Below are 25,615 nucleotides of genomic sequence, written 5' to 3' on the forward strand. Positions count from 1 at the left end.
TAATAATTCTAATAATATTGTAATAAACTAATTGTTATGATATTATAAAAATACAGTTGTTAAGAAATTAACAAAAGTGTCATATTAAATATACTAAATTATAATATCATAATTTAGTGTAATAATATATACTAAAGACAGAATTTATTTATTTAAGGAGGAATTTATATGGGAAAATACAAAGTTGGAGATGAATTAATAGTAATTAGCGATCCTTCAGAGGAAAAAGAAAAGATAAGAGAGCTAACTAAGTTAACTTCAGATGGGGATTATGCTCAAATTACTTGGGGACTAAAGATAGTTAACGTAGAATATGATAAACCATATGTAACATTAACATATAGAAATCTAGATGGAGAATTAAATAAAGTTTTTGCAGAATGTAGAGATATAGCAAACTTCGATCATGAAAAAGTTTTAGAAAAGGCTCTTCTTAAAGCATTTACTAATGAAATAATAAATATTTCAGTGCTTAAGAATAGTATTCATTTTAAAAAGTAAAATAAAAAATAAAAGAGGATTTATCCTCTTTTATTTTTAAAATTAAAAAAAATATTCTATATTTTCCTCTAATGGGTTATAATGGTTTTATATTGATTAATGAGGAAGAAAATATGGATATTTTTATAGCTAGACAAGGAATTTATGATAAAGAAGGTAAGGTTGTAGCTTATGAGTTATTATATAGAAATTCACTAGAAAATGGTTATAATCCTTTAATTGAGGATGAAGTTTCAACTTATAAAGTTATTGATAACATATCATCATTTGGGTTAGATATTCTTACAGATAAAAAAAGAGCTTTTGTTAATTTTTCAGAAGAGCTTATAAAGAAAGATATTGCTACATTACTTCCAAAAGAGAATGTAGTAATAGAAGTTTTAGAAACTGTGAACCCATCCAAAGAAATAATAAATAAATTATTATTTTTAAAGGAGTTAGGATATTGTATAGCATTAGATGATGTTGTAGATGTTGAATACATGATAAAATTTATTGGAGTTATCGATATAATTAAAATTGATTTTATACTATCAACACATAAGGCTAGAAGAAATATTGCTTATGTTTGTAAGAAATATAATATAAAGATGTTAGCAGAAAAAATTGAAACTTCTGAAGATTTAAATGAAGCAAAAGAATTGGGTTGTATTTTTTTTCAAGGGTATTACTATAGTAAACCATCTATATTTTTAGGAAAAGATATTGCTGTTAAAAATACTAGTATCTTTATGCTGCTAGTAGAGCTTATCAACGAAAATTATAATGTGGATAAAGTTGAATATATAATAAAAACAGATATTGCCTTAACTTATAAATTTTTAAAATTTATTAATTCATCTTATTTCAATTTTCTTCAAGAAATAAAGTCAATTAAACAAGCAATAATGTTAATTGGAAGAGAAGAACTTAGAAAGTGGTTATCTATATTATCTGTAGCAGAAATGGCATCTGTAAATGATGGATATGCAAATAGTATAATTATAAGAGCTAAGTTTTGTGAGGAAATTGCGAAGACAATAAATTATGAAGATTCATCGTCAGCATTTATGGTAGGATTATTTTCTAATATACATTTAATGATTGAAAAAGATATTAATTATGTAGTTAAAGAGCTGCCATTAAATTCTGAAATAAAAGAGGCATTGTTAGGAGAAAAAAATATACTAAGAGATATTTTGGACTTATCACTAGCTTATGAAGACATGGAAAGTGATAAAATAACTAAAATACAAAAAGAAATGAGTATTAGTGAAGGGTTACTATGGAAATTATATTCTAAATCAATAGAATGGTGTGGCAATATAGATAATTAAGTCGATATTTGTCTTACAAAAATAGTGTTCTAATACTTTATTTTAACAAGAATATATACTATAATATAAGAAAATTGTGATTTCGTTTTCAACTATTGGGGTTTGGAGGGAAAAGAGTATGAGTAAGTGTCCATTTTGGTCAACAAACAAAGAAAGGGTTAATTGTTATAGTGAATGCCCAATGTATGCTGTAGGTAATGAGAATGATTTATGTCCTTTTAATGAGTTCTTAACATCAGGTGCTAAGCTTTCTTTTGGAGAAAACTTAAATGATGATTTATTTTATTCTCAAGAAAGATATTCAAGCTATGATGAAGATAGTAGGGTTATTAATTATTAAAAGATAGAAAATTTATGAAAGATAAGGAGCTTTTAAAGCTCCTTATTTTATGCATTTATGAAGTAACTCTTGTTTTAGTTTCCATAAATTCTCTGATAAGTCTACATAATAAGTATGTGGATTTTCAAATCTTAAAATCTCAGGCCACATTCTTAAAGCTTCATTTTTAGAAAACTCTTTAATTTCTAATACAGAAGGGCTTTCATAAACTTGCTGACCTTTATCAAATATTTTTACCATTAAGTCTTTAACGTAATAATTATTTACAGTTTTTCTTTTCCAAGTTTCAATTGGATGGAATATTTCTAATGGTTTAGACTCATCAATATTTTCATTATTTAATGCAATAAGATCAGCTATGGCATTATCTGTGTCCTTATCGTAAATTCTATATATCTTCTTGAAACCAGGATTAGTTATTTTTTCTGTGTTTTCACTGATTTTTATTTTAGGTAATATTCCATTATCTTTTTCAACAGCTACAAGCTTATACACTCCTCCGAAAACAGGCTCAGATTTTGCAGTAATTAATCTTTCACCAACTCCAAAGGAATCAATGCAAGCACCTTGACTTAAAACATCTCTTATTATATGTTCATCTAATGAGTTGGATACTATTATCTTACAATCTTCATATCCAGCCGCATCTAGAATTTTTCTACATTTTTTAGTTAAATAAGTAATATCTCCAGAATCTATTCTGATACCAGTGGGTCTTTTACCTAGTGGTTTTAAAATTTCATCAAATACTTTTATTGCATTTGGTAATCCAGATTTTAAAACGTTATAAGTATCTATTAATAATGAACAGTTATCTGGATAAACTTCTGCCCAGGCTTTAAAAGCTTCATATTCAGTATCAAATAATTGAACCCAACTATGTGCCATAGTACCTACTGCTGGAACATTAAAATATTTATCAGCTATAGTACAAGCAGTTGAGTTACATCCACCAATTATAGAGGCTCTTGCACCATATATAGCACCATCATATCCTTGAGCTCTACGTGAACCAAATTCCATTACAGTTCTTCCATCAGCAGCTCTACATATTCTGTTAGCTTTCGTAGCAATTAGAGTTTGGTGATTTATTGTAAGAAGAATCATAGTTTCTATAAATTGTGCTTGAACAACAGGACCTTTTACTATTACTAGTGGTTGATTAGGGAAAACAAAATTTCCTTCTGGTATTGCCCAAACATCACATTCAAACTTAAAGTTCTTTAGATAGTCTAAAAAATCTTCTGAAAAAATGTTTTTACTTCTTAAGTAATCTATATCGGAATCGGTAAAATTTAAGTTGTTTAAATACTGAATTAATTGTTCAACTCCAGCCATAATACAGTATCCACCACCATCTGGTACCCTTCTGAAATACATATCAAAATAAGCTATTCTATTTTGAATTTCTTTGTTAAAATAGCCATTTGCCATAGTTAGTTCATAAAAGTCTACCAACATGGTTAAATTACGTTCATTAGTAACATCAAATCTGATTAAGTTTTCCATATACTTCTCCTTTTTTAAATATTAATATACTAAAGAAATTAATATTGAAACATATACCTATTGTACCTCTATAAATAAATTATTACAATATAGTTATTTGTAGTATAAAAAAGTCAATAATAAATAGTAAGAGGAGATAAGATGAAGGTTAATTTAGATAAATATCAAGAAAAAGCTGTTTATATAAATGAAAAAAATGTATTAGTTGTAGCTGCTCCTGGCTCTGGTAAAACTACTGTAATTATTAATAGAGTAGATCATTTAGTAACCAACTTAAATATTAAGGTAGGAAATATAATTGTAATTACTTTTACAAGGGCAGCAGCAGATAATATGAGGACTAGATATAAAAATGTATTTAATAGAGAGGTTGCACCATTTTTTGGAACCTTTCATGGATTGTTTTATAAAATTTTATTAAGAGAAGGTTATAATATATCTATAATTCAAGGTGGAGTTGCTCATAGAATTATTAAGTCAGTTTTAACCAAGTATTCTGATGAAGTTAGCGAAGATAAGATTAAGGAAGTTCTTAATAATATTTCACTTTTTAAGACTTCTTTAAAAAGTATTGAAGAATTTAAACCTTCTTTATCTAAAGACATTTTTGTTGAAGCCTTAGAAAAGTATGAAGAATATAAAAATAAAAATGAACTTTGGGATTTCGATGATTTATCAACTAAGGTAATTACATTATTTAAAGAAAATGAAAATCTACTAAATAAATATTTAAATTTGTTTAAATATGTTCTTGTAGATGAATTTCAAGATTGTGATGAATTACAAATAACATTTTTAAAGATGATGAATAAAAATAATTATTTATTTGCAGTGGGAGATGAAGATCAGTGCATATATAGTTTTAGGGGCTCTAAACCAGAGTATATGGTGACATTTAAAGAAATTTTTAATGGAGGAGAAAAGATTTATTTATCTATAAACTATAGAAGTAATGAAAATATTGTAGAAGCATCTAAGGATGTTATTAAGAATAATTTAAAAAGAAATAATAAGGAAATTAATTCTTATAAAAATACTAATGGAATTATAAAGTTTTCATCTCCTTATGATGAAAGGAATCAAGGTGAAGAGATATCTAATATTATTGAAAAGTCTATATATAATGTAAGTGAAAATGCAGTTTTATATAGAACTAATATGGAGGCTAGAAGTCTTATTGATACATTTACAAGAAGAAGAATTCCATTTGTTCTTTTAGATAAGGGATATAACTTTTTTGAACACTTTATTGCTAAGGATATTCTAGCATATTTAAGATTAGCTATTAATACTAAAGATAGGGAAAGCTTTTTACATATAATAAATAAGCCTTTTAGATATGTTAGTAAGAGCAATTTAGAATATTTAAGAGCCTATAGAGAAGATAAAAGTCCCTTTGATATATTAATTGAAAAGAAGGATACTCCACCTTATCAAGCTAAAAAACTAGATGAATTAAGGAGGGATATTATTCACTTAAATAAACTATCATTATCATCAGCTATACAGTATGTAATAACAGAATTAGGTTATATAGATTATTTAAGGGAGTATTCAGAAAGATACAATCAAAGTATTGATGATTTAGAAGATATAGTTGAAGAATTTAAAAGTGCAGCTGATGGACTTAAGACCATTATAGAATTGTTTTCTCATGTTGAAAGAGTTAAAGAAAGTATTGAGGAGAGCAAGGATGTAAAAGAAGGGGTTATTTTAAGTACTATTCATGGGGTTAAGGGGATGGAATTTAAAAATGTATTTTTAATTAATGCAAATGAAGAAACAATTCCACATAGATCCTCAATGGAAGAAAATATAGAAGAAGAAAGAAGATTGTTTTATGTAGGAATAACAAGAGCTATAGATAATTTATATATATTTTCTCCTAAAACCCAAAGGGGAAAATTTAAAGAAGCATCTAGGTTTGTTATAGAAGGAAAGTTTAAGGAAATAGAAAGTAATGAAGACTATGGAATAAAAGTTAATGATGTAATAACTCATAAGGCTTACGGCAGTGGAAAAGTTATAGAGATAAATAAAGATCTTATAAAAATAGACTTTGGAGATAAAGTAAATAAAAGTTTTTCACTTAAAGTATTGATGGAAAATAATCTTATTATAATAAATAAGTAAGTAATAGTTCACTAATTAGATATTAGGCTGTATAATTTTATTATGGCAATAAAAGGAGAAAATAAGCTATATTATACAGAGTATGAGGTGTATTATATGAAGAATGTAAATTTAAGCAAGGCTAAATTTGCACTAGATGTGGGAACACGGTCACTAATAGGGACTGTTGGAATAGTTGAAGATAATAAATTTAAAGTAATATGCGAAAAATATTTAGAGCATGAAGAAAGAGCCATGATAGATGGACAAATCCATGATATAGATTTAGTTGCAAAGGCTGTAAAAAAAATAGTGGATGAAATTCAATCAGAATTAGGAATTGAACTTAAAGATGTATCCATTGCAGCAGCAGGAAGATTCCTAAAAACCATAAATTCTGAAGGCATAATAAACTTAAACATAGATGATGAAATAACTAATGAAGATGTAAAAAGTTTAGAGTTAATTTCATTAAAGGCCGCTGAAAATGAAATAAATAAAACTACAGAAGGTAAGCTTTATTGTGTAGGATATTCAGTTAAAAATTACTTTTTAAATGGATTTGTTATTTCTAATTTAGTTGGACACAAAGGTGAAGAAGCAAAAGTAGAAACTATAGCAACATTTTTACCACGCTCAGTTGTAGATTCACTATATTCAGTAATGAGTAAAGTTGGATTAAGAGTTAATAACTTAACTTTAGAGCCAATTGCTGCTATTGAAGCTGTAGTACCACAAAAATTAAGACTTTTAAATATAGCTTTAGTGGATATTGGAGCTGGTACATCAGATATAGCAATAAGTTCTAAGGATAGCGTATCATCATACGGAATGGTTCCTCTTGCTGGTGATGAAGTAACAGAGGCAATAGCACAAGAATGCTTAGTAGATTTTAATACTGCAGAGTACATAAAAAGAAATTTATTAATAAGTGATGATATAACATATACAGATGTAATAGGTTTTGAAAATACTATAAAATCAGAAAACATATTAAGGAGTATTAAACCAATAGTCAGAAAAATAGCAGAAGCAATAGGTGGTAAGATTATTGAATTAAATGCTAATAAATCACCAAGTGCATTGTTCTTAGTAGGAGGAGGAGCTCATACTCCAGGTCTTATAAATGAATTAAGCGATATAATGAATATACCGATTCAAAGAATAGCAATTAAAGATAGAAAGGCTATAGAGAATTGTATTAGTGATAATGATTTAGGCTCAGCAGGAGTAACAGTACTAGGTATAGCATTAACATCAATAAAAAATGGCAATAATGATTTTATTGATGTTACTTTAAATGGTTCAGAAGTTACTTTGTTTAATTCTCATAATCATAGTGTTATGGATGTGATAATTCATGCTGGAATTAATCCTAATATGTTAATGGCGAAGAATGGCAAGAATTTAAGATATACATTAAATGGAGTTAAAAGAGTAGCTTTTGGAGAGCGAGGAAGAAGTCCAAAGATTAAAGTTAATGGAAGTATAGAAAGCTTAGATAAGATAATTAAGTCAGGGGATAATATTGAAATAATATACGCTATTTCAGGCAGTGATGCAAATCCTAAGATTATTAATGAAATAAAGGGATACAATAGTAAGAGTTTTAACCTTGATAATAAGATAATAAACTTAGAACCAATTATTTTAGTTAATGAAAACAAAGAAAGCCTAGATTATTTTATAAAAGAAAATGATAATGTTAATATAATACTTCCTAGCACTATTGGGGATTTAAAAAGATATATAATTAATAAGGAAGTAAACATTAAAAAAGATTCAGTAACTTTAAGTGATAATTATATTATTAATGAAAATGATAACTTAATTACATATGAAGAAGTAAATAATGAAGAAGAAATATTAAAAGATACTTCTGAAATAGAGGTAAGTTTTAATGATTCAAAGATAAAATTACATGGCAAAAAGGATTATATATTTGTTGATATTTTCAATTATGTTTCTTTTGATTTAAGAGAAGCAAAGGGAACAATTAACTTAATGTTAAATGGAAACAAAGTAGGATATACAGAAAAACTAAAAGATGGGGACAATGTTGAAGTTTTCTGGACATAGATAATACTACATAAAAATACAATTAAGGGGGCAATATTTATGAATTTTAAAGAACAAGCAATAAGTATAAAAAATGAGTTAATTAATATAAGACGAACTTTACATCAACATCCAGAGCTAGGTATGGAGGAATATGAAACTTCTAAGTTTATAAAAGACTTTTTAAAGAAAGAAGGCATAGAGTTTATAGAAGTAGCTAAAACTGGAGTCTGTGGAATTATAAGAGGGACTAAGGAAAGTAATAGTGATAATATAAAAACTATAGCTTTAAGAGGAGATATTGATGGATTACCTCTTATGGATAAGAAGGTATGTGAATACTCATCAAAGGTAGAAGGTAAGATGCATGCTTGTGGTCATGATGGACATACTACTATTTTATTGGGAGCTGCTAAAATATTAAATCAAAACAAAGATTTATTTAGTGGAAATGTAAAATTATTATTTGAACCAGCAGAAGAAACTATAGGTGGAGCTAGATTTATGATTGAAGAGGGAGTATTAGAAAACCCAAGAGTAGATTGTGTTTGTGGTCTTCATGTAGAAGAAAATTTAGAATGTGGTACTATTATGGTAAAGGATGGAGTAGTAAATGCAGCATCCAATCCATTTACAATAAAGATAAAAGGGGCAGGGGGACATGGAGCATATCCACATACTACAGTTGATCCAGTAGTAATAGCTAGTCATATTGTTCTAGCTCTTCAAACAATAGTAAGTAGAGAAATAAATACAGCTAACCCTGCAGTAATAACTGTTGGAAGTATTCATGGTGGGACAGCTCAAAATATAATACCAGAAGAGGTTGTAATTAGTGGTGTTATTAGAACTATGAGTAAAGAAGATAGAGCCTTTGCAAAGGAAAGATTAAGAGAGATAGTAGAAGGCATATGTAATTCTTCTAGAGCGTCTGCTGATATAGATATAGAAGAGTCCTATCCTAATCTTTATAATGATGGAAAGATGGTAGAGTTATTTAAAATTGGAGCAGAAAAAGTTTTAGGAAAAGAAAATGTGTTACTTCAAAAATATCCTAAGATGGGAGTAGAAAGCTTTGCTTATTTTGCAAATGAAAGACCAGGAGTGTTTTATTTCTTAGGTTCAGGTAATAAAGAAAAAAATATTATTCATCCAGCTCATAGTAATTTGTTTGATATAGATGAGGATTGCTTACCTCTTGGAGTAGCAATGCAATGTGAAATGGCTATTGAATATTTGACAAGAAGGTAAAATAATATTAATCTAGTATAATGGGGAAAATAGTTTAGAAAATAAAACTAGGAGTGATTACTATTGAAAATAGAAATAGGAACAAATGAAGCTGGCCAAAGGCTAGATAAATTTTTAAGAAAATTATTAAAGGATGTTCCATTAAGTAAAATATTTAAAGCCTTAAGAAAAGGTGATGTTAGAGTTAATGGAAAAAAACAAAAAGAAAATTATACACTTCAAGTAGATGACATAGTTGAAATTAAATATATACAAAGTACAAAAGAGAAACCAGAAACAAAATTCATTAAGGTAAATGCAAGTGGAATGAAAATCACTTATGAGGATGCTAATATATTAATAGTTGAAAAATGGCCTAATATCCTAGTTCATCCAGATGAAAAAGGCAAGGAACCAAGTTTAACTGATTATGTATTATCATATTTAAATGAAAAAGGTGATTATTTACCTGAAAATGAAGTGACTTTTACTCCAGCACCATGTAATAGATTAGATAGAAACACTTCAGGTATAGTTATATTTGGTAAAAACTTTGAAGCTTTAAGAAATGTTAATGAATTAATAAGAGAAGGCAATGTTGAAAAGTATTACAATGCCTTAGTTAAGGGCAAAATTAAAGATGGCTTATATAAGGGTTATATACTGAAAAATGAAGATGCTAATATTTCTAAGATTTATGATGAAAAAGTTCCTAATTCTAAGGAAATAGCTATGGAAGTTAAAACAATACAAACTAATACTGCATATTCACTTTTAGAAATAGACTTGATAACAGGAAGAAGCCATCAAATAAGAGCTCATTTATCTCACCTAGGAGCACCTATTATTGGTGATAATAAGTATGGAGATAGAAAATTAAATTCATTCTTTGCAAATAAATTTGGATTAGATTGCCAATTCTTATATGCATATAAAATTGTTTTTAGAGATACACAAGAGAAATTAAGTTATTTAAATAATAAAACAATAACAGAAAGCTTACCACCAGTATTTAAAAAGATTAAAAATGATGTATTTAAGTTCAGAATATAATAAAAGGTGATTAGTATGGAACAAAAATCAGCCGGACGTGGGTTTTTAATATTATCAATAGCAGGTATTGCTGGTAAGTTATTATCAGCAATATATGTTCCCTTATTAACAAGAGTATTAGGGGAAGGTGGATATGGTATATATGTAGCAGGCTATGATATATTTGTATTTCTAATTGCAGTAACTAGTTTAGGTGCTCAACCAGCAGTAACGAAGGTTGTAACAGAACTTAGGGCAATGGGAAATCATAAGGATGCTTTAAGAGCAATGAAGTTATCAATAAAGTATTTAGCATTAATCAGTATAGTAATAGCTGGAGTATTTATGGCATTATCATTTCCAATATCTAAATTAATATATAGAGAAAGATCTGCTTTAACATTTCTATTCCTAGGACCTGCAATAATTTTTGCAGCTGTTTTAGCTGCTTTTAGAGGATATATGCAAGGGGTAGAAGAAATGGAATCCTTAGCAATATCACAGATTATTGAGCAATTAATTAATGTTGTACTAAGTCTTATTTTTGCAGCCTTATTATTAGCTGTTACAAGTAAACAGGAATGGGGAAGTGCTGGAGGTACTGTAGGTACTTCACTTGGTGCAATCGTTGCAATAATATACATAATGTATATTTACAACAAAAAGGATTATAAAGCAGAAGCAGAGTTAAATCACGATCCAACTAGAAAAAGAGTTTCTGATAAAAGAATAGTTAAAAAGTTATTTATGTATGCTATTCCTATAACATTAGTGGCAGCAGTTCAAAATTTTGCAGGGGTTATAGACAGTATAACTTTAGCAAGAAGCTTAAATTCTGCAGGTTTTGATCAAGACAAGATAGATAGTTTAACAGCAATCCTTTCATATTATAAAACTCTTATTTATGTACCACTTGCAATAGTAACGGCTCTTGGAACATCTATATTTCCAAAGATTATACAAGCATTTGTTTATAAAAATAAGAAGGATTTAAAACAACAAACTAGCTATGCCTTTAGAATAATGTATATAATAGTTATGCCAGCAACCTTTGGGTTAGCTATATTAAGTAAGGAGATATACACATTTCTATTTCCTTCTAACTCAGGCTATAGTTTATTAATGTATGGTTCTACATTATTAATATTTATGTCAATAACAACTATACAAAATGTTATTTTACAAGGAATTAATAAGTTATATTTAATTATTGTATCTGCAAGTCTTGGATTACTTGCAAAGATAGTTATAAACATAGTTTTAGTTTCAAATCCAAATATTAATATAATGGGAGCTGTAATTGCAACCTTTATATCATTTATAATACCTACTATAATAAATCATAGAAAAATCAAACAATTCTTTAGAGTGAATATTCCAATAGTAAAACAAGCAATAGTGCCAACGATTTGCTCTATACTAATGACTTTAGTTATATTTCTTGCAAAACTCCCTGTTCTTAGAGGTGCAGAAGCATTAGGTGGAGGTAAAATTGTAATTGCTATAGCAACTGTCATATTAATAGGAATAGGGGGAGTTGTGTACCTTTATTCAATGATTTATTTTGGAGGAATTAGAAAGAAGGACTTAGATTTATTTTCGCCAAAATTATTTAAGTTCTTACCAAGAAGACTTAGAAAAGAACTACTTTAAGTAATGAATAATGCGTAATGCACAATGCATAATTAAGGTGAAAACTCTTTCAGAGTTTTGGAAATGGAAAAATGAAGATTCTCTTTTGCATTCGCAAAATAGAAATTAAAAAATGAAAGAATAAATGTTAAAACTCCTTCGGGAGTTTTTTTATTGAGGAATTAAAACAATTAAATATTAAATTCATTTAGAATCTAAAAATAGTAAATGATGGAGGAATAAACTCCAGGGGAGTTTACAATTTTCATAATTCAGCTCGCCTGAATTATTTCAATAATTACGCATTATCAATTATGCATTATGCATTATTTGAATTGCATTGTCTTTATTCTTCTATTCCAAAGAAGCTTAAAGCTACAAAGGTTGAAAATGTAATAAAAATAAGAAAAATATTTTTTAGTACAATAAAATTATTTAATATGTTTGAAGTAAGTCCTTTTAATATTATAAATAATAATATAGCGAGTAATGTGAAAATTATTATATTACTAATAGATAAATTTAGATATATATGTTTTTGGACTTCTCTAAGATTTATAAATAAGCTTATGCTAGAAGTTATAAATAAGGTTATACCATACCCCATTATATTAACACCTGGAATACCTATGAATATAAATAAACAGATAATTTCTATTGTAGATACTATTAATGAGTTTCTAAGGATTATTCCTTGTTTATTTAAACCATTTAATATTCCAAACATTGTACTTGCTGTGAAGAATATAGGAGCACTTAAGGAAGCAGTTTTAATATAGTCGCCTAAGTCATTTCTATTAAAGAACATTTCACCTAGAGAGTTAGGAACTAAGTTACACACTACTGTAGTAGCTAATCCTAATAAGAAAGCTATTTTCATAACTTTTTTTATTCTTATAGATGCATTATAGTAATCTCTTCTACTTATTGTTTCAGAAAGATCTGGAACTATTAATGAATTTATAGACATAATAACTATCATTGGGAAAGCTACAATAGTTAATGCCATTCCATTAAATTTACCTATCATGCCTAGTGCTGTTGTTGTATCAAACCCTGCAGCAGCTAATCTTCTTGGAACTAAAAGGGTAGAAGCTGTTCCAAATAAATTTCCTAGAAATCCATTTAAACATAGAGGCAATGCAATAACCAAAACATTAAATAATAGCTGAGAAGCTCTTTCTGGCTTGTTAAATGATTTAGGAACTTTTTTACTAAGACTTTTATAATAAATAAAAAGTAAAATTAAGCTTTGTAATTCACCTATAGCAAGGGAAAGGTAAGCTAAAGTTACAAGAGATGTAATAGAAGTAGACTTAAATATAAAAATTAACAAAGTAATAGTTATAATACGCATAGCCTTTTCTAAAATATCGATAAAGGAAGGAATAACTATTTTTGAAACTCCATAAAAGTATCCTTTTAGAATATTTGATAAGGCTATAAATACCATGGCAGGACAAGTTATTCTAATTGCATTTATAGTTCTCATATCATGAATTCCATATTTACTTATGTAAGGAGCTAAAAAAAACACCATTACCCCTATAAAAATAGCCCAAATCACATTAAAGCTTGCCACTGATGTTATTGTTTTACTTATATTATTATATTGTCCCTTTGACTTATATATAGCAGAAACTTTAGATATAGCAGCTATTATTCCAGCAGTCATAAGACAAATGAAGAGATTATAAATAGGCATAACTAAACCATAAAGTCCAACACCCACAGGACCTATAAGATTTGATAAGTAAATTGAGAAAATAAATCCCAATATACCTGTGGTAATATTTGATGCTGTCAGCAGCACAGAATTCTTTAGAAAGCTATCTTCTTTCAAAATTTTCACCCCCAATCAATACACTTATATGTATTCTCTAGAAAATAGAAATATGAATAATGAAAGATTTTTAAATATTAATAAAAAATAATAATAAATTTATAGAAGTACTAATATAAATATAATGTAACTTATGTAATATGGAGGTATGATGAGATGGGAAAAACAATAGTATTAAATTTATCGGATGTAGTCCTAAAGGGAAATATTTTAGATGTAGGAGAAAGTTTTGGAGTAATTTACAATATATCAAAGGATATAATGAATGAAATATCAGTAGATTATATTAATGGGGATAATTATCATGTTTTAAAGGAAGAAGAATATGATACTTGTACTATGTTTTTTTGTTTAAGTAATATTTGGAACAATTCAAATAGATTAAAATTAATAGAGGAAGTAAGTAAATATATCAAATCTGGGGGAGAACTACTTATATGGGATATTAATAAGGAAGTGAGAGATATGATAAATAATAAGATAATAGCATTATTGCCCTCTGGAAAATATAAAGAGTTTGAATTTAAAAATTTGAATCCTATAATAAAATCTAATAGTCAAGAAAATGAGAAACTTATTGAAAAATATTATATAATAGAGGAAACTAAATTATGGGAGGACATTCATTTTATAAGAGGTAGGAAAATATAGTTTAAGTTCGAAGGGAGATATACTTATGAAAATTTTACTTACAGCTTTAAATTCTAAGTTTGTACATAGTAATTTAGCTGTTAGATATTTAAAGGCCTATACAAAGGACATGGATTATGAATGTAAAATTAGAGAGTTTTCTATAAATGATAGGGAAGAAAAAATATTAGAAGAAATAATTAAGGAAAGGCCGAGTGTGGTGGCTTTTTCTACTTACATATGGAATATAGAAATGATAAAGAGAATTTCAAATTTAATAAAGTTAGTAGATGAAAGTATTGAGATTCTTTATGGAGGACCAGAAGTATCTTATGATAGTCAAAACATACTTAAAGAACTAAATGGGGAATATATTATTGAAGGAGAAGGCGAAAAGACATACAGGGAGTTTGTTGAATATAAGCTTGGTCATAGAGATATAAAATCCATTAGAGGTCTTTATTATAAAATAAATGGAGAAGTTCATTCTAATGGGAAAAGACCATTAATGAATATGAATGAACTAGTTTTTCCCTATGAAGAAGATGAAGATTTAGATAATAAAATAGTATATTATGAAGGTAGTAGAGGTTGTCCATTTAATTGTAAATATTGTTTATCATCTACTGTGCATGGTGTTAGATTTTTAGATATAGATAGGGTAAAAAATGAATTACAGTATTTTATAGATAAAGAAGTGAGATTAGTCAAATTTGTAGATAGAACCTTTAATTGTAATCATAAATTTACTATGGCTATATGGGAGTTTTTAATTAATCAAGAAACTAAAACTCAATTCCATTTTGAAATATCAGCTGATATTTTAAAAGAGGGCGAACTTGAATTATTAAGAAAGGCTCCTAAAGATAGATTCCAATTTGAAGTGGGAGTTCAAACTACAAATGATGAAGTTCTAAATAAAATAAATAGATTTGTAAATTTTAGTGATATAAAGGAAAAGGTTGATGAGCTTCTTAAAATAAGAAATATTAAGCAACATCTTGATCTAATTGCTGGATTACCAGGAGAAGATTACAATTCTTTCAAAAAATCCTTTAATAATGTATATAGTATATCTCCAGAAGAAATACAATTAGGCTTCTTAAAGCTTCTTAGAGGTTCATCAATGAGAGAAGAAGCAGAGGAATATGGAATGAAATATTCTCCATATCCACCATATGAGATATTAAAAACTAATTCTATAAGTTATGAAGAACTTCTTAAATTGAAGAAAGTTGAGGAAATGGTAGATAAGTACTATAATTCTCAAAAATTTAATAACATAATAAAATATTTTGTTAAAAAGTTTGATACACCTTTTGATTTTTACTATGAATTGGGAACTTATTTTGAGGCTAAAGGATACTTTAATAGAAATATAGGAAATAGTGAGTACTATCGAGTATTTTTAGATTTTAATATGGAAATATTAAAAGAAGATAATTCTATATTAAATGAAATATTAAGGTATGATTATTTAAGCTTTAACAAAAAAAGAGGAATACCTGATTTTATTGGTAAGGGTATCGATAAAATTGAAGAGGAAGAACTGAAAGAAAAATTAAGAGAAAAATATTCCTTTAAAAATTATTATTTAGAGAGTTTTAATATAAATATTAATGTATTTAAAGAATCATCGATAATAGTTAAAGAGAAGGATTATTTCTTATTCGGATATGAAGGTGATATAGTACATGTTGATAATGAAATAGATTAATTTTCTTAACAATTAATTTGTTAAATTAATCAAAGAAAAATTATTTAAAAAATATATAAAATTCATAATTTATGCAAAAAAACAATAAAAACATTGAAAAAATTAAGGAATAGTGTATAATATAGAAAAAGTAATTAATACTACTTAAAGTATTAATAACTATATTATTATTGTTATTTAATATAATAAAGGTGGTGAGATTTTGGCATTAGAAGCAATAAATGATATTAAAAAGTCTGAAGATCAAGCAGAAAAAATAATTAAAGATGCTACATTAAGATCAAAGGAAATAATTAAAGAAGCAAGTTTATTAGCTGATGAAGAATATGATAAAATTATAAATTCTGCTAATTTGATGAAAAAAGAAATAATTAAAAAAGCAGAAGAGGATGGAAATTCTGAAGCTAAGCCTATATTAGATAAAGGCGTAACAGAAGTGCAAGAAATAAAAAATATTTCTAGTGATAAGAAAAATAATGCTATTAATTTAATCGTTGAGAGGATAGTGAAGATTCATGGCAATAGTTAAGATGAAGAAGTTCACTTTACTTACCTTTGAATCTAAAAAGTCAAAGTTTTTAAAAGAAATTCAAGGTTTATCTAATGTTGAATTTATTAATTTACAAGATGAAGATTTTCTTGAAAAGTATGAAGATTTGAAAAGTTTATCTAAGGATAACGATGAAGTAGAGTGTTCTCAATACGAAGAAAACCTATCAAAAGCAAAATTTGGAGTTGAATTCTTCAATAAATATGTTCCTAAGAAATCAGGATTAAAAGCATTAAGAGAAGAAAAACTAACTTTAACTTTAGATGAATTAGAAGAACAAGTTAATTCATCTAATTGGGTAGATAGCTATGATAAAGCTAAAGAGAAGGAAGCCGAGTTAGTAAAGTTAGACTCAGAGGTTACAAAGCTACAATCTGAGATAGATAATTTAACACCATGGGAAAACTTGGATATTGCTTTTGATGAACTAAAGTCATTAAGAAATATATCCTATTATTTAGGAACAATAGCTAAGGGATATGAAGAAAAACTTCTTGAAGAATTATCAAATTGCTATATTGAAATAATCTCAAGAAGTACTAATGATGTTAATTTATTAATTTTAGCTAATAAGGAATATGATGAAAGTGTTTCTGAAGTATTAAGGAGTATTGGATTTAGTTCTTTTAAAACAGAATATACAGATGTACCATTAAAACTTATTTTTGACTTTAAACATAGGATAGAAGAAATTCAATCTAAAAAATTCTTTGTTCAAGAAGAAATATCTGATCTTGAAGAAGATTTACAAAGGTTGGAACTAGCATATGACTACTTCGCTAGTAAGGTTGAAAGAATAAAAGCATCTAGCAACTTTTTAAAGACAAAAAATGTTTCTGCTATACAAGGTTGGATAGCAGAAGAAGATAGTGAGGACTTAAGAACTATATGTTCAAAGGTTCTTAATGATGATTATTACATAGAATTTGAAGATGTTAAGGAAGAGGAAATAGATAATGTTCCTATAAAATTAAAGAATGGAGAATTAGTTTCAGCTTTTGAAAGTGTAACTGGAATGTATAGTTACCCAAAATATAATGAAATTGATCCGACTCCACTTCTTACACCATTTTACTTAATATTCTTTGGTATGATGGTTGCTGATGTGGGATATGGATTAGTAGTTTTAATAGCTTCACTTGTGGCATTAAAATTATTAAAGTTAAACGACAGTATGAAAGACTTTATGAAGTTTTTCTTCTACTTAAGTTTTCCAACAATATTCTTTGGCATAGTGTATGGATCTTTCTTTGGAGATGCAATTGCAATGCCATTCAAATTAATTGATACCAATAAGGATGTAATGACTATAGTTGTATTATCTTTAGCTTTAGGAGTTATTCAAATATTCTTTGGGCTATTTATAAAAGCTTATAGTTTGATAAGATTAGGAAGAGGTAAGGACGCATTACTTGATGCTGGCTCTTGGATAATAACATTATTATCATTAGGAGGAATAGCAGCAGTAAAATTCTTAAGTTTACCAGGTTTCTTAAATACATTATTTATTATTACAGCCATTATAGGTGCAGTATTAATAGTTATTGCAGGTGGAAAAGAAGAAAAATCCTTTGGAGCTAAAGCAGGTCAGGGACTATATGCTTTATATGGTATTACTGGATACGTAGGGGACTTAGTTTCCTATACAAGACTTATGGCTTTAGGCCTTGCAGGTGGTTCTATTGCAGGTGCATTGAATTTATTAATTCATACTTTACCTGGAGTAGCAGCAATAATAGTAGGACCAATATTATTTTTATTATTCCATATATTCAATTTAGGATTATCTTTACTTGGAGCCTATGTTCATACAGCGAGACTTCAATATGTTGAATACTTTGGAAAATTTTATGATGGTGGTGGAAAGCCATTTAAAGCGTTCAAAAGTTCAGAAAAGTATATAAGGATCAAAAGAAATTAGGAGGAATTACAAATGGAAATGTCATGGATTCAATTTTTTATAGAAAATAATGGAGGATTAATATTCGCAGCACTTGGAGCTGCATTAGCAGTTGGCTTATCAGGGATAGGTTCAGCAAAAGGTGTTGGTATAGTTGGTGAAGCAGCTACAGGTTTAATTACAGAAGAACCAGATAAGTTTGGTAAAGCGTTAGTTCTTCAATTATTACCAGGTACACAAGGTTTATATGGTTTCGTTATAGGTTTCTTAATATTTACTAAGATGACTTCAGGTATGCCATTTGAACAAGGATTATACTTATTAATGGCTGGTCTTCCAATAGCATTTGCAGGACTTTGGTCTGGTATAGCTCAAGGTAAGGTTGCAGCAGCAGGTATTCAAATATTAGCTAAGAATGAAGATCACAACACTAAAGGGATTATATTAGCTGCAATGGTTGAAACATACGCATTATTAGGTTTTGTTATTTCATTTATGTTAGTAAATAAAGGATTCTAGGATTGGAGAGATTAGGCGATGGCAAATATAAATAATCTAACTTCTAAAATCCTTAGGGATGCCGAAGAAAGAAAGGAAAGTATTCTAGCTTCTGCTGAAGAAGAAAAGAATAAAATTCTTTCAAAGAAAATAGCTAAAGCCAAGGAACTAGAAAAGGAAATTTTACATAAGGCTGAGGCTGAAGCTAATAGCAGAAAAGAAAGAATTATATCTTCTGCTTCTCTAAAGGTTAGAAATGATAAGTTATCCGCAAAGCAAGAAGTTATAAAAGAAGTTTTTGAAAAAAGTATAGATGTATTATCTTCTATTACTGGAGATGATTTTTTAAGATTTATTAAAAATTCAATACTTTCTTTAGGCGAAATAGGTGAACAAAATTTAATTTTAAATAAAGAAGGAATGGAATTAGTTGATCTTACTTTTATATATGATTTAAATCAAGCATTAGGGGATAAAGGAAATATAAAACTTAGTCCTAATGCTAGAAATTTTAAAGGTGGATTTATTCTTGAAAGAAATGGAATAGAAATAAATAATACCTATGAAGCTTTAGTAAGTTCATTAAAAGATGAATTGGAGTTTGAAGTAGCAAGTGTGTTATTTAATTAAGGAGGGTAAGAGATGGATGTAATGAAATTTACCCAGGCAGTATCAAGAATATGGGTTCTAGAAACTAGACTTCTTGATAAGTCAAAAGTTGAGAGAATGATTGAAGCCAGTTCAGCAAGTGAAGTACTAAGAATATTAAATGAGACAGAGTACTCAAATGTTTCAGCAAATGTAAAAAGACCAGAAGATTATGATGAAATATTAGCAGCAGAATTAAAAAGGGTATATGATTTGGTTTATGAAATAAGCCCTGTTAAAGATGTTGTTAAGATAATGATCTTAAAATATTATTATCATAATGCTAAGGTTCTTTTAAAGGAAAAGGTATTAGGCAAGGATTTATCATCAATGCTTATAAAATTAGGAAATTTAGACTTAATTGAAGTGAAGCGTAAGATAGATTCTGATAATTTAAGAAGTTTAAATGGAACTTTAGGCAAAGGAATTCAAGAAGCTATGAAGGCTTTTGAAGAAACTAAAGATCCTCAAAAAATAGATATTATTATAGATAAATATATGTATAAGGAATTAGTAGAAATTAATAAGGCTTTAAATTATAAGTTTATAGATAATTTAGTTAAAGCTATGATTGATTCTACTAATATTAGAACCTTACTTAGAATTAAGAAACAAAATAAGGGAAGAGATTTTGCACAAGAAGTTATAGTTGATGGTGGTGCAATAGATAGCGATAAATTAATTTCTCTATTAAACGAATCACCAGAGAATATAATGTCAAAATTACAAAGTACTATTTATTCAGATTTAATTAGAGAAGGATTTGATGGATATATTGCAACAGAATCTGCAAGTCTTTTAGAAAAATTAAGTGATAACTATATCATGGAATTAATGAAAAATTCTAAGTTGGTTACATTTGGACCAGAAAAATTATTATCTTATATTTATGCCAAGGAAACAGAAATAAAAGTAATAAGAATTATAATGGTCGGCAAGCTTAATAATATTGCTGAGGAAGTAATAAGAGAAAGGTTGCGTGATATATATGCATAAGAAGATAGCCGTAGTTGGCGATAAAGATTCAGTTTTAGCATTTAAAGCTTTAGGCATAGATGTATTTCCAGTAGTGGAAGCTGATGAAGCAAGAAGAGCAGTAGATAATTGTGCTAGAAATAATTATGCAGTAATATTTGTTACTGAGCAAATCGCTCAAAACATAGAAGAAACTATAGCACGTTATAACGAACAAATACTTCCATCTGTAATATTGATTCCAAGTAATCAGGGTTCATTGAATATTGGACTTAAGAGAATTAGTGATAGTGTGGAAAAAGCTGTTGGCGTTAATATTTTATAGGAAGGTAGGTTAGTACGTTGAAGACCGGAAAGATAATTAAGGTTGCAGGTCCTTTAGTTGTTGCTGAAGGGATGGAAGAAGCAAATATATTCGATATGGTAAAAGTTGGCGAAAAGGGTCTTATTGGAGAAATCATAGAAATGAGAAATGATAGGGCTTCTATCCAAGTTTACGAAGAGACTACAGGAATAGGTCCAGGAGACCCAGTATTTACAACTGGAGAACCATTAAGTATAGAATTAGGACCAGGTCTTATTGAATCAATGTTTGATGGGATTCAAAGACCACTTGATGCTTTTGAAAAAGCAGCAAACTCACCATTTTTAAAAAGAGGTGTAGTTGTAAAGTCATTAAATAGAGAAAGAGTTTGGAAATTTAATCCTACAGTTAAGGTAGGAGATATAGTAGAATCTGGAGATATTATTGGAACAGTTCAAGAAACTTCAGTTATTCTTCATAAGATAATGATACCTTATGGAGTAAATGGAAAAATAAAAGAAATTAAATCTGGTGATTTCACTGTAGTTGATACTGTTTGTATAGTAGAAACTGAAAAGGGTGATAAAGAAGTTACTTTAATGCAAAAATGGCCAGCAAGAAAAGGAAGACCATATGCAAGAAAATTAAAACCAGATACTCCTATGACTACAGGACAAAGAGTTGTAGACACATTCTTCCCTGTTGCTAAGGGTGGAGCTGCATCAGTTCCAGGACCATTTGGAGCTGGTAAAACAGTAGTTCAACACCAAATAGCTAAATGGGGGGATACTGAAATAGTTGTATATGTTGGATGTGGAGAACGTGGTAATGAAATGACAGACGTTCTTAATGAGTTCCCAGAACTTAAGGATCCAAAAACTGGTGAGAGCTTAATGAAGAGAACAGTTCTTATTGGGAATACTTCAAATATGCCAGTTGCAGCTAGAGAAGCTAGTATATATACAGGAATTACTATTGCAGAGTACTTTAGAGATATGGGATATTCAGTTTCAATAATGGCTGATTCAACATCAAGATGGGCAGAAGCATTAAGAGAAATGTCAGGAAGACTTGAAGAAATGCCAGGGGACGAAGGTTATCCAGCGTATCTTGGTTCAAGACTTGCTGATTATTATGAAAGAGCTGGTAAGGTAGTATGTTTAGGTAAAGACGGTAGACAGGGTGCTGTAACAGCAATTGGAGCTGTATCACCTCCTGGAGGAGACCTTTCTGAACCAGTTACTCAAGCAACTCTTAGAATAGTTAAAGTTTTCTGGGGTCTAGATGCTCAATTAGCATATAAGAGACATTTCCCATCAATAAACTGGTTAAATTCATATTCATTATATGCAGATACTATTGATGCATGGATGAATGAAAAAGTTTCATCAGATTGGTCAGCTTTAAGACAAGAAGCTATGACTTTACTTCAAGAAGAATCAGGACTTCAAGAAATAGTAAGCCTTGTTGGTATTGATGCACTGTCTGAAAATGATAGACTTAAATTAGAAGTATCTAAATCAATAAGAGAAGATTATCTTCAACAAAATGCATTCCATGAAGTTGATACATATTCTTCACTTGATAAGCAATATAAGATGTTAAAATTAATACTTCTTTTCAGAAAGGAAGCAGAAAGAGCATTAAAAGCAGGGGTTTATTTAAATAAAATCTTAGGCTTAGATGAAATTAGAGATAAGATTGCAAGAAGTAAATACATTCACGAAGATAATATAAATAAGATGGATGAGATTGCAGTAGAATTAAAGTCTGCTATAGATACACTAATAACTGAAGAAGGAGGTGTTCTAGATGCTTAGAGAATATAAGACAGTAACAGAAGTTGTAGGACCTTTAATGATGGTTGAAGGTGTTGAAGGTGTTAAATATGACGAATTAGTTGAAGTTGAACTTCAAACTGGTGAGAAAAGAAGAGGAAAAGTTCTTGAAATTAATGGGACAAAAGCTATGGTTCAACTTTTCGAAGGTTCATCAGGAATTAATTTAAAAGAAACAAAAGCTAGATTTTTAGGGAAGCCACTTGAACTTGGTGTTTCTTCAGATATGCTTGGAAGAATATTTGATGGTATGGGACACCCAATTGATAATGGTCCTAATATAATACCTGAAAAAAGATACGATATAAATGGAGAAGCTATTAATCCAGTATCAAGAGATTACCCATCAGAATTTATACAAACAGGAATATCTGCAATTGATGGATTAAATACATTGGTAAGAGGACAAAAGCTACCTGTATTCTCAGCATCAGGACTTCCTCATGCACAATTAGCAGCACAAATAGCAAGACAAGCGAGAGTTTTAAATTCAGACTCTAATTTTGCAGTTGTATTTGCAGCTATAGGTATTACTTTCGAAGAATCTCAATTCTTCGTAGATGAATTTAATAAAACTGGTGCTATAGATAATTCAGTACTATTTATGAATCTTGCTTCGGATCCAGCTATAGAAAGAATAGCAACTCCTAGAATGGCTCTTACTGCAGCAGAATTCTTAGCTTATGAAAAGGGAATGCATGTACTTGTTATAATGACTGATATAACAAACTATGCAGAAGCCTTAAGAGAAGTTTCAGCTGCTAGAAAAGAAGTTCCAGGAAGAAGAGGATATCCAGGATATCTATATACTGACCTTTCAACATTATATGAAAGAGCAGGAAGATTAAGAGGAAAAGAGGGTTCTATAACTCAAATTCCAATTTTAACAATGCCAGAAGAGGATAAAACACATCCAATTCCAGACTTAACTGGATATATAACAGAAGGACAAATAATTCTTTCCAGAGAGTTATATAAAAAGGGGATTATGCCTCCAATAGATGTTTTACCATCACTTTCAAGACTTAAAGATAAGGGAATTGGTAAAAATAAAACTAGAGAAGATCACGCTGACACAATGAATCAATTATTCTCAGCTTATGCACAAGGAAAGCAAGCAAAAGAATTATCAGCTATTTTAGGTGAATCAGCATTATCAGATATAGATAAGCAATATGCTAAGTTTGCAGAAGCTTTTGAAGAGCAATATGTTTCTCAAGGCTTTACTACAAATAGAAGCATAGAAGAAACTTTACAATTAGGATGGAAACTTTTAAAGATACTTCCAAAAACAGAACTTAAAAGAATTAGAGATGAGTATCTTGAAAAGTATATGCCAAAGGGAGATGAAGAATAGCCATGGCAAGATTAAATGTCAATCCTACTAGAATGGAGATGTCTAAGCTAAAGAAAAGATTAGCTACAGCAACAAGAGGACATAAACTTTTAAAGGATAAGCAAGATGAGCTTATGAGGCAATTCGTTAATCTTGTCAAATATAATAATGAATTAAGAAAATCTGTAGAAGCAGAGCTTCAAGGAGCACTTAAGGATTTTGTTATGGCTAGAGCTGTTATGAGCTCAGAATTTTTAGAAGAAGCAGTAGCTTATCCAAAAGAAAGTATTTCTGTTGAAGTAGGAACTAAAAATATAATGAGTGTTAATGTTCCTAAAATGGACTTTCATAGGCAACTTGAAGGTGATGAAGGTAGTATCTTCCCATATGGTTTTGCGACTACGTCATCAGAATTAGATGATTCTATTGCTAAATTATATACTATATTACCTAAATTATTAGAATTAGCAGAAGTTGAGAAGTCAACTCAGTTAATGGCAGATGAAATTGAAAAGACTAGAAGAAGAGTTAATGCTCTTGAATATATGACAATACCTTCATTACAAGAAACTATTAAATATATTAGAATGAAGTTAGATGAAAATGAAAGAGGAGCTTTAACTAGACTTATGAAAGTTAAAGATATTATACAAGCAAAAAGTTAATGGAGAGGCTGGAAACAGCCTCTTTTATTATTTGATTAAAAAATCGCCATCCTTTTGTCATTGATAAAAGCAAGTGATAATAGTATAATTAGATAATGATTGTTTACATAATAAAATTGCAGTAAGTTTTAAGGAGTATATTATGAGATATATTTTATCTTTAGTACTATCATTTTTAATAGTTTATTTTATAACACCATGGTTAATGAAATTATTTACTAAATTTAGTTTTACTGATAAACCAACAAAAAGAAAAAAACATAATAAAGAAACTCCACTTTGTGGTGGATTAGCAATGTTTATAGGGTTTTTTATAGTTTACTTTTTAACAAACAACTATACATTAACAAAGGAAAAAATTTGGATATTTATAGGATCGTTACTAATTTTAGTGATAGGACTAGTTGATGATTATTATAAAACTAGAGGAAAAGAGTTTCCAATATATCCAAGATTAATAATTCAATTAATAGCAGCATATATAATATATAGTTCAGGAATTGTATTTAGAGGTTTTACTAATCCTTTTACAGGGGAATATATAGTTTTATCTAATAGTCTACAATTAATACTAACAATTACATGGATATTTGGAGTAACAACAGTTATTAATTGGTCAGATGGAATGGATGGACTGGCTGGGGGATTATCTCTTATATCTTCTATTACCTTTGCAGGAGCAGCAATTATATTGAAGCAAAGTGAATCAATTACTATGTCATTAATTGTTTCTGGAGTTACACTTGGATTCTTAAAGTATAATAATTATCCGGCTAAAATTTTTATGGGAGATTCAGGTGCAAACTTTTTAGGGTTTATTTTAAGTATAATTGCTTTGGATGGAGCTTTTAAACAAGCTACATTAATGAGTATATTTATACCTATATTAGCATTAGCTATACCTATTTTTGATAATCTTTTTGTTATAGTAAAAAGATTTATAGATGGCAAGCCAGTATATCAAGCAGATAGAAGTCAAAT

At 28.6% G+C, this 25,615-nt stretch carries 22 protein-coding genes; 20 read left to right on the plus strand and 2 right to left on the minus strand.

All coding sequences use genetic code 11. The features are described from left to right. The first annotated feature begins 168 nt into the window (after nt 1-168). From HUJ77_RS03275 to HUJ77_RS03285, 3 genes are all read left to right on the plus strand, one after another. Complete coding sequence (locus tag HUJ77_RS03275; protein WP_291707142.1) at nt 169-501, plus strand: hypothetical protein; 333 nt, start codon at nt 169-171, stop codon at nt 499-501. Between the two features lie 113 nt (nt 502-614). After that, nucleotides 615-1,817: an HDOD domain-containing protein gene (locus tag HUJ77_RS03280; RefSeq protein ID WP_291707143.1), complete on the plus strand. Its 1,203-nt coding sequence runs from the start codon at nt 615-617 to the stop codon at nt 1,815-1,817. Nucleotides 1,818-1,935: 118 nt separating this feature from the next. Continuing rightward, nucleotides 1,936-2,157: a hypothetical protein gene (locus tag HUJ77_RS03285; protein ID WP_291707144.1), complete on the plus strand. Its 222-nt coding sequence runs from the start codon at nt 1,936-1,938 to the stop codon at nt 2,155-2,157. A gap of 42 nt (nt 2,158-2,199) precedes the next feature. Here the strand turns inward: HUJ77_RS03285 and HUJ77_RS03290 are convergent, their stop codons facing one another. After that, on the minus strand, nt 2,200-3,666 hold the full coding sequence (locus HUJ77_RS03290) for a nicotinate phosphoribosyltransferase (protein ID WP_291707145.1): 1,467 nt from the start codon (nt 3,664-3,666) through the stop codon (nt 2,200-2,202). 141 nt (nt 3,667-3,807) lie between these two features. Here HUJ77_RS03290 and HUJ77_RS03295 point away from each other — a divergent pair, with 141 nt between their 5' ends. From HUJ77_RS03295 to HUJ77_RS03315, 5 genes are all read left to right on the plus strand, one after another. Beyond that, nucleotides 3,808-5,799 carry an ATP-dependent helicase gene (locus HUJ77_RS03295; protein ID WP_291707146.1) on the plus strand — a complete coding sequence of 664 codons (1,992 nt, stop codon included), beginning with the start codon at nt 3,808-3,810 and terminating at the stop codon, nt 5,797-5,799. Between the two features lie 96 nt (nt 5,800-5,895). Next, complete coding sequence (locus tag HUJ77_RS03300; protein WP_291707147.1) at nt 5,896-7,857, plus strand: cell division FtsA domain-containing protein; 1,962 nt, start codon at nt 5,896-5,898, stop codon at nt 7,855-7,857. Between the two features lie 39 nt (nt 7,858-7,896). Next, the gene (locus tag HUJ77_RS03305) at nt 7,897-9,087 is read left to right on the plus strand and encodes a M20 family metallopeptidase (protein WP_291707148.1); all 1,191 of its coding nucleotides are present in this window, start codon (nt 7,897-7,899) and stop codon (nt 9,085-9,087) included. Nucleotides 9,088-9,150: 63 nt separating this feature from the next. Further along, the gene (locus HUJ77_RS03310) at nt 9,151-10,119 is read left to right on the plus strand and encodes an RluA family pseudouridine synthase (protein ID WP_291707149.1); all 969 of its coding nucleotides are present in this window, start codon (nt 9,151-9,153) and stop codon (nt 10,117-10,119) included. A gap of 15 nt (nt 10,120-10,134) precedes the next feature. After that, a complete protein-coding gene (locus tag HUJ77_RS03315; RefSeq protein WP_291707150.1) occupies nt 10,135-11,751 on the plus strand; it encodes a polysaccharide biosynthesis protein in 1,617 nt (538 codons plus the stop codon). 325 nt (nt 11,752-12,076) lie between these two features. Here the strand turns inward: HUJ77_RS03315 and spoVB are convergent, their stop codons facing one another. Next, nucleotides 12,077-13,573, minus strand: coding sequence for a stage V sporulation protein B (spoVB, locus tag HUJ77_RS03320; RefSeq protein ID WP_291707151.1), 1,497 nt, complete (start codon nt 13,571-13,573; stop codon nt 12,077-12,079). Nucleotides 13,574-13,729: 156 nt separating this feature from the next. Between spoVB and HUJ77_RS03325 the strand changes: the two genes are divergently transcribed. The 12 genes from HUJ77_RS03325 to HUJ77_RS03380 all read left to right on the plus strand — a co-directional run. Further along, a complete protein-coding gene (locus HUJ77_RS03325; protein WP_291707152.1) occupies nt 13,730-14,224 on the plus strand; it encodes a hypothetical protein in 495 nt (164 codons plus the stop codon). A gap of 25 nt (nt 14,225-14,249) precedes the next feature. Next, nucleotides 14,250-15,920: a B12-binding domain-containing radical SAM protein gene (locus tag HUJ77_RS03330; protein ID WP_291707153.1), complete on the plus strand. Its 1,671-nt coding sequence runs from the start codon at nt 14,250-14,252 to the stop codon at nt 15,918-15,920. A 202-nt stretch (nt 15,921-16,122) separates the two neighbouring features. Continuing rightward, nucleotides 16,123-16,449, plus strand: a complete 327-nt coding sequence (locus tag HUJ77_RS03335; protein ID WP_291707154.1) for an ATPase — start codon at nt 16,123-16,125, stop codon at nt 16,447-16,449. Continuing rightward, nucleotides 16,436-18,391, plus strand: coding sequence for a V-type ATP synthase subunit I (locus HUJ77_RS03340; protein ID WP_291707155.1), 1,956 nt, complete (start codon nt 16,436-16,438; stop codon nt 18,389-18,391). Before HUJ77_RS03335 ends, HUJ77_RS03340 begins: the two co-directional genes overlap by 14 nt. A gap of 12 nt (nt 18,392-18,403) precedes the next feature. Continuing rightward, nucleotides 18,404-18,889: a V-type ATP synthase subunit K gene (locus tag HUJ77_RS03345; RefSeq protein ID WP_291707156.1), complete on the plus strand. Its 486-nt coding sequence runs from the start codon at nt 18,404-18,406 to the stop codon at nt 18,887-18,889. Nucleotides 18,890-18,907: 18 nt separating this feature from the next. Next, nucleotides 18,908-19,498 carry a V-type ATP synthase subunit E gene (locus tag HUJ77_RS03350; RefSeq protein WP_291707157.1) on the plus strand — a complete coding sequence of 197 codons (591 nt, stop codon included), beginning with the start codon at nt 18,908-18,910 and terminating at the stop codon, nt 19,496-19,498. Nucleotides 19,499-19,510: 12 nt separating this feature from the next. Further along, the gene (locus HUJ77_RS03355) at nt 19,511-20,512 is read left to right on the plus strand and encodes a V-type ATP synthase subunit C (protein ID WP_291707158.1); all 1,002 of its coding nucleotides are present in this window, start codon (nt 19,511-19,513) and stop codon (nt 20,510-20,512) included. Beyond that, nucleotides 20,505-20,816: a V-type ATP synthase subunit F gene (locus HUJ77_RS03360; protein WP_291707159.1), complete on the plus strand. Its 312-nt coding sequence runs from the start codon at nt 20,505-20,507 to the stop codon at nt 20,814-20,816. The genes HUJ77_RS03355 and HUJ77_RS03360 overlap by 8 nt, the downstream gene beginning before the upstream one ends. A 17-nt stretch (nt 20,817-20,833) precedes the next feature. Beyond that, entirely contained in the window at nt 20,834-22,615 is a 1,782-nt protein-coding gene (locus HUJ77_RS03365) for a V-type ATP synthase subunit A (protein ID WP_291707160.1), read from the plus strand. Beyond that, nucleotides 22,608-23,990, plus strand: a complete 1,383-nt coding sequence (locus HUJ77_RS03370) for a V-type ATP synthase subunit B (protein ID WP_291707161.1) — start codon at nt 22,608-22,610, stop codon at nt 23,988-23,990. Before HUJ77_RS03365 ends, HUJ77_RS03370 begins: the two co-directional genes overlap by 8 nt. A gap of 2 nt (nt 23,991-23,992) precedes the next feature. Continuing rightward, nucleotides 23,993-24,634: a V-type ATP synthase subunit D gene (locus HUJ77_RS03375; RefSeq protein WP_291707162.1), complete on the plus strand. Its 642-nt coding sequence runs from the start codon at nt 23,993-23,995 to the stop codon at nt 24,632-24,634. A 142-nt stretch (nt 24,635-24,776) separates the two neighbouring features. After that, nucleotides 24,777-25,615: MraY family glycosyltransferase (locus HUJ77_RS03380; protein ID WP_291707163.1), on the plus strand; the 839-nt coding region annotated here is incomplete at its 3' end.

This window comes from Clostridium sp. (genome assembly GCF_021443865.1).
GTDB lineage: Bacteria > Bacillota > Clostridia > Clostridiales > Clostridiaceae > Clostridium.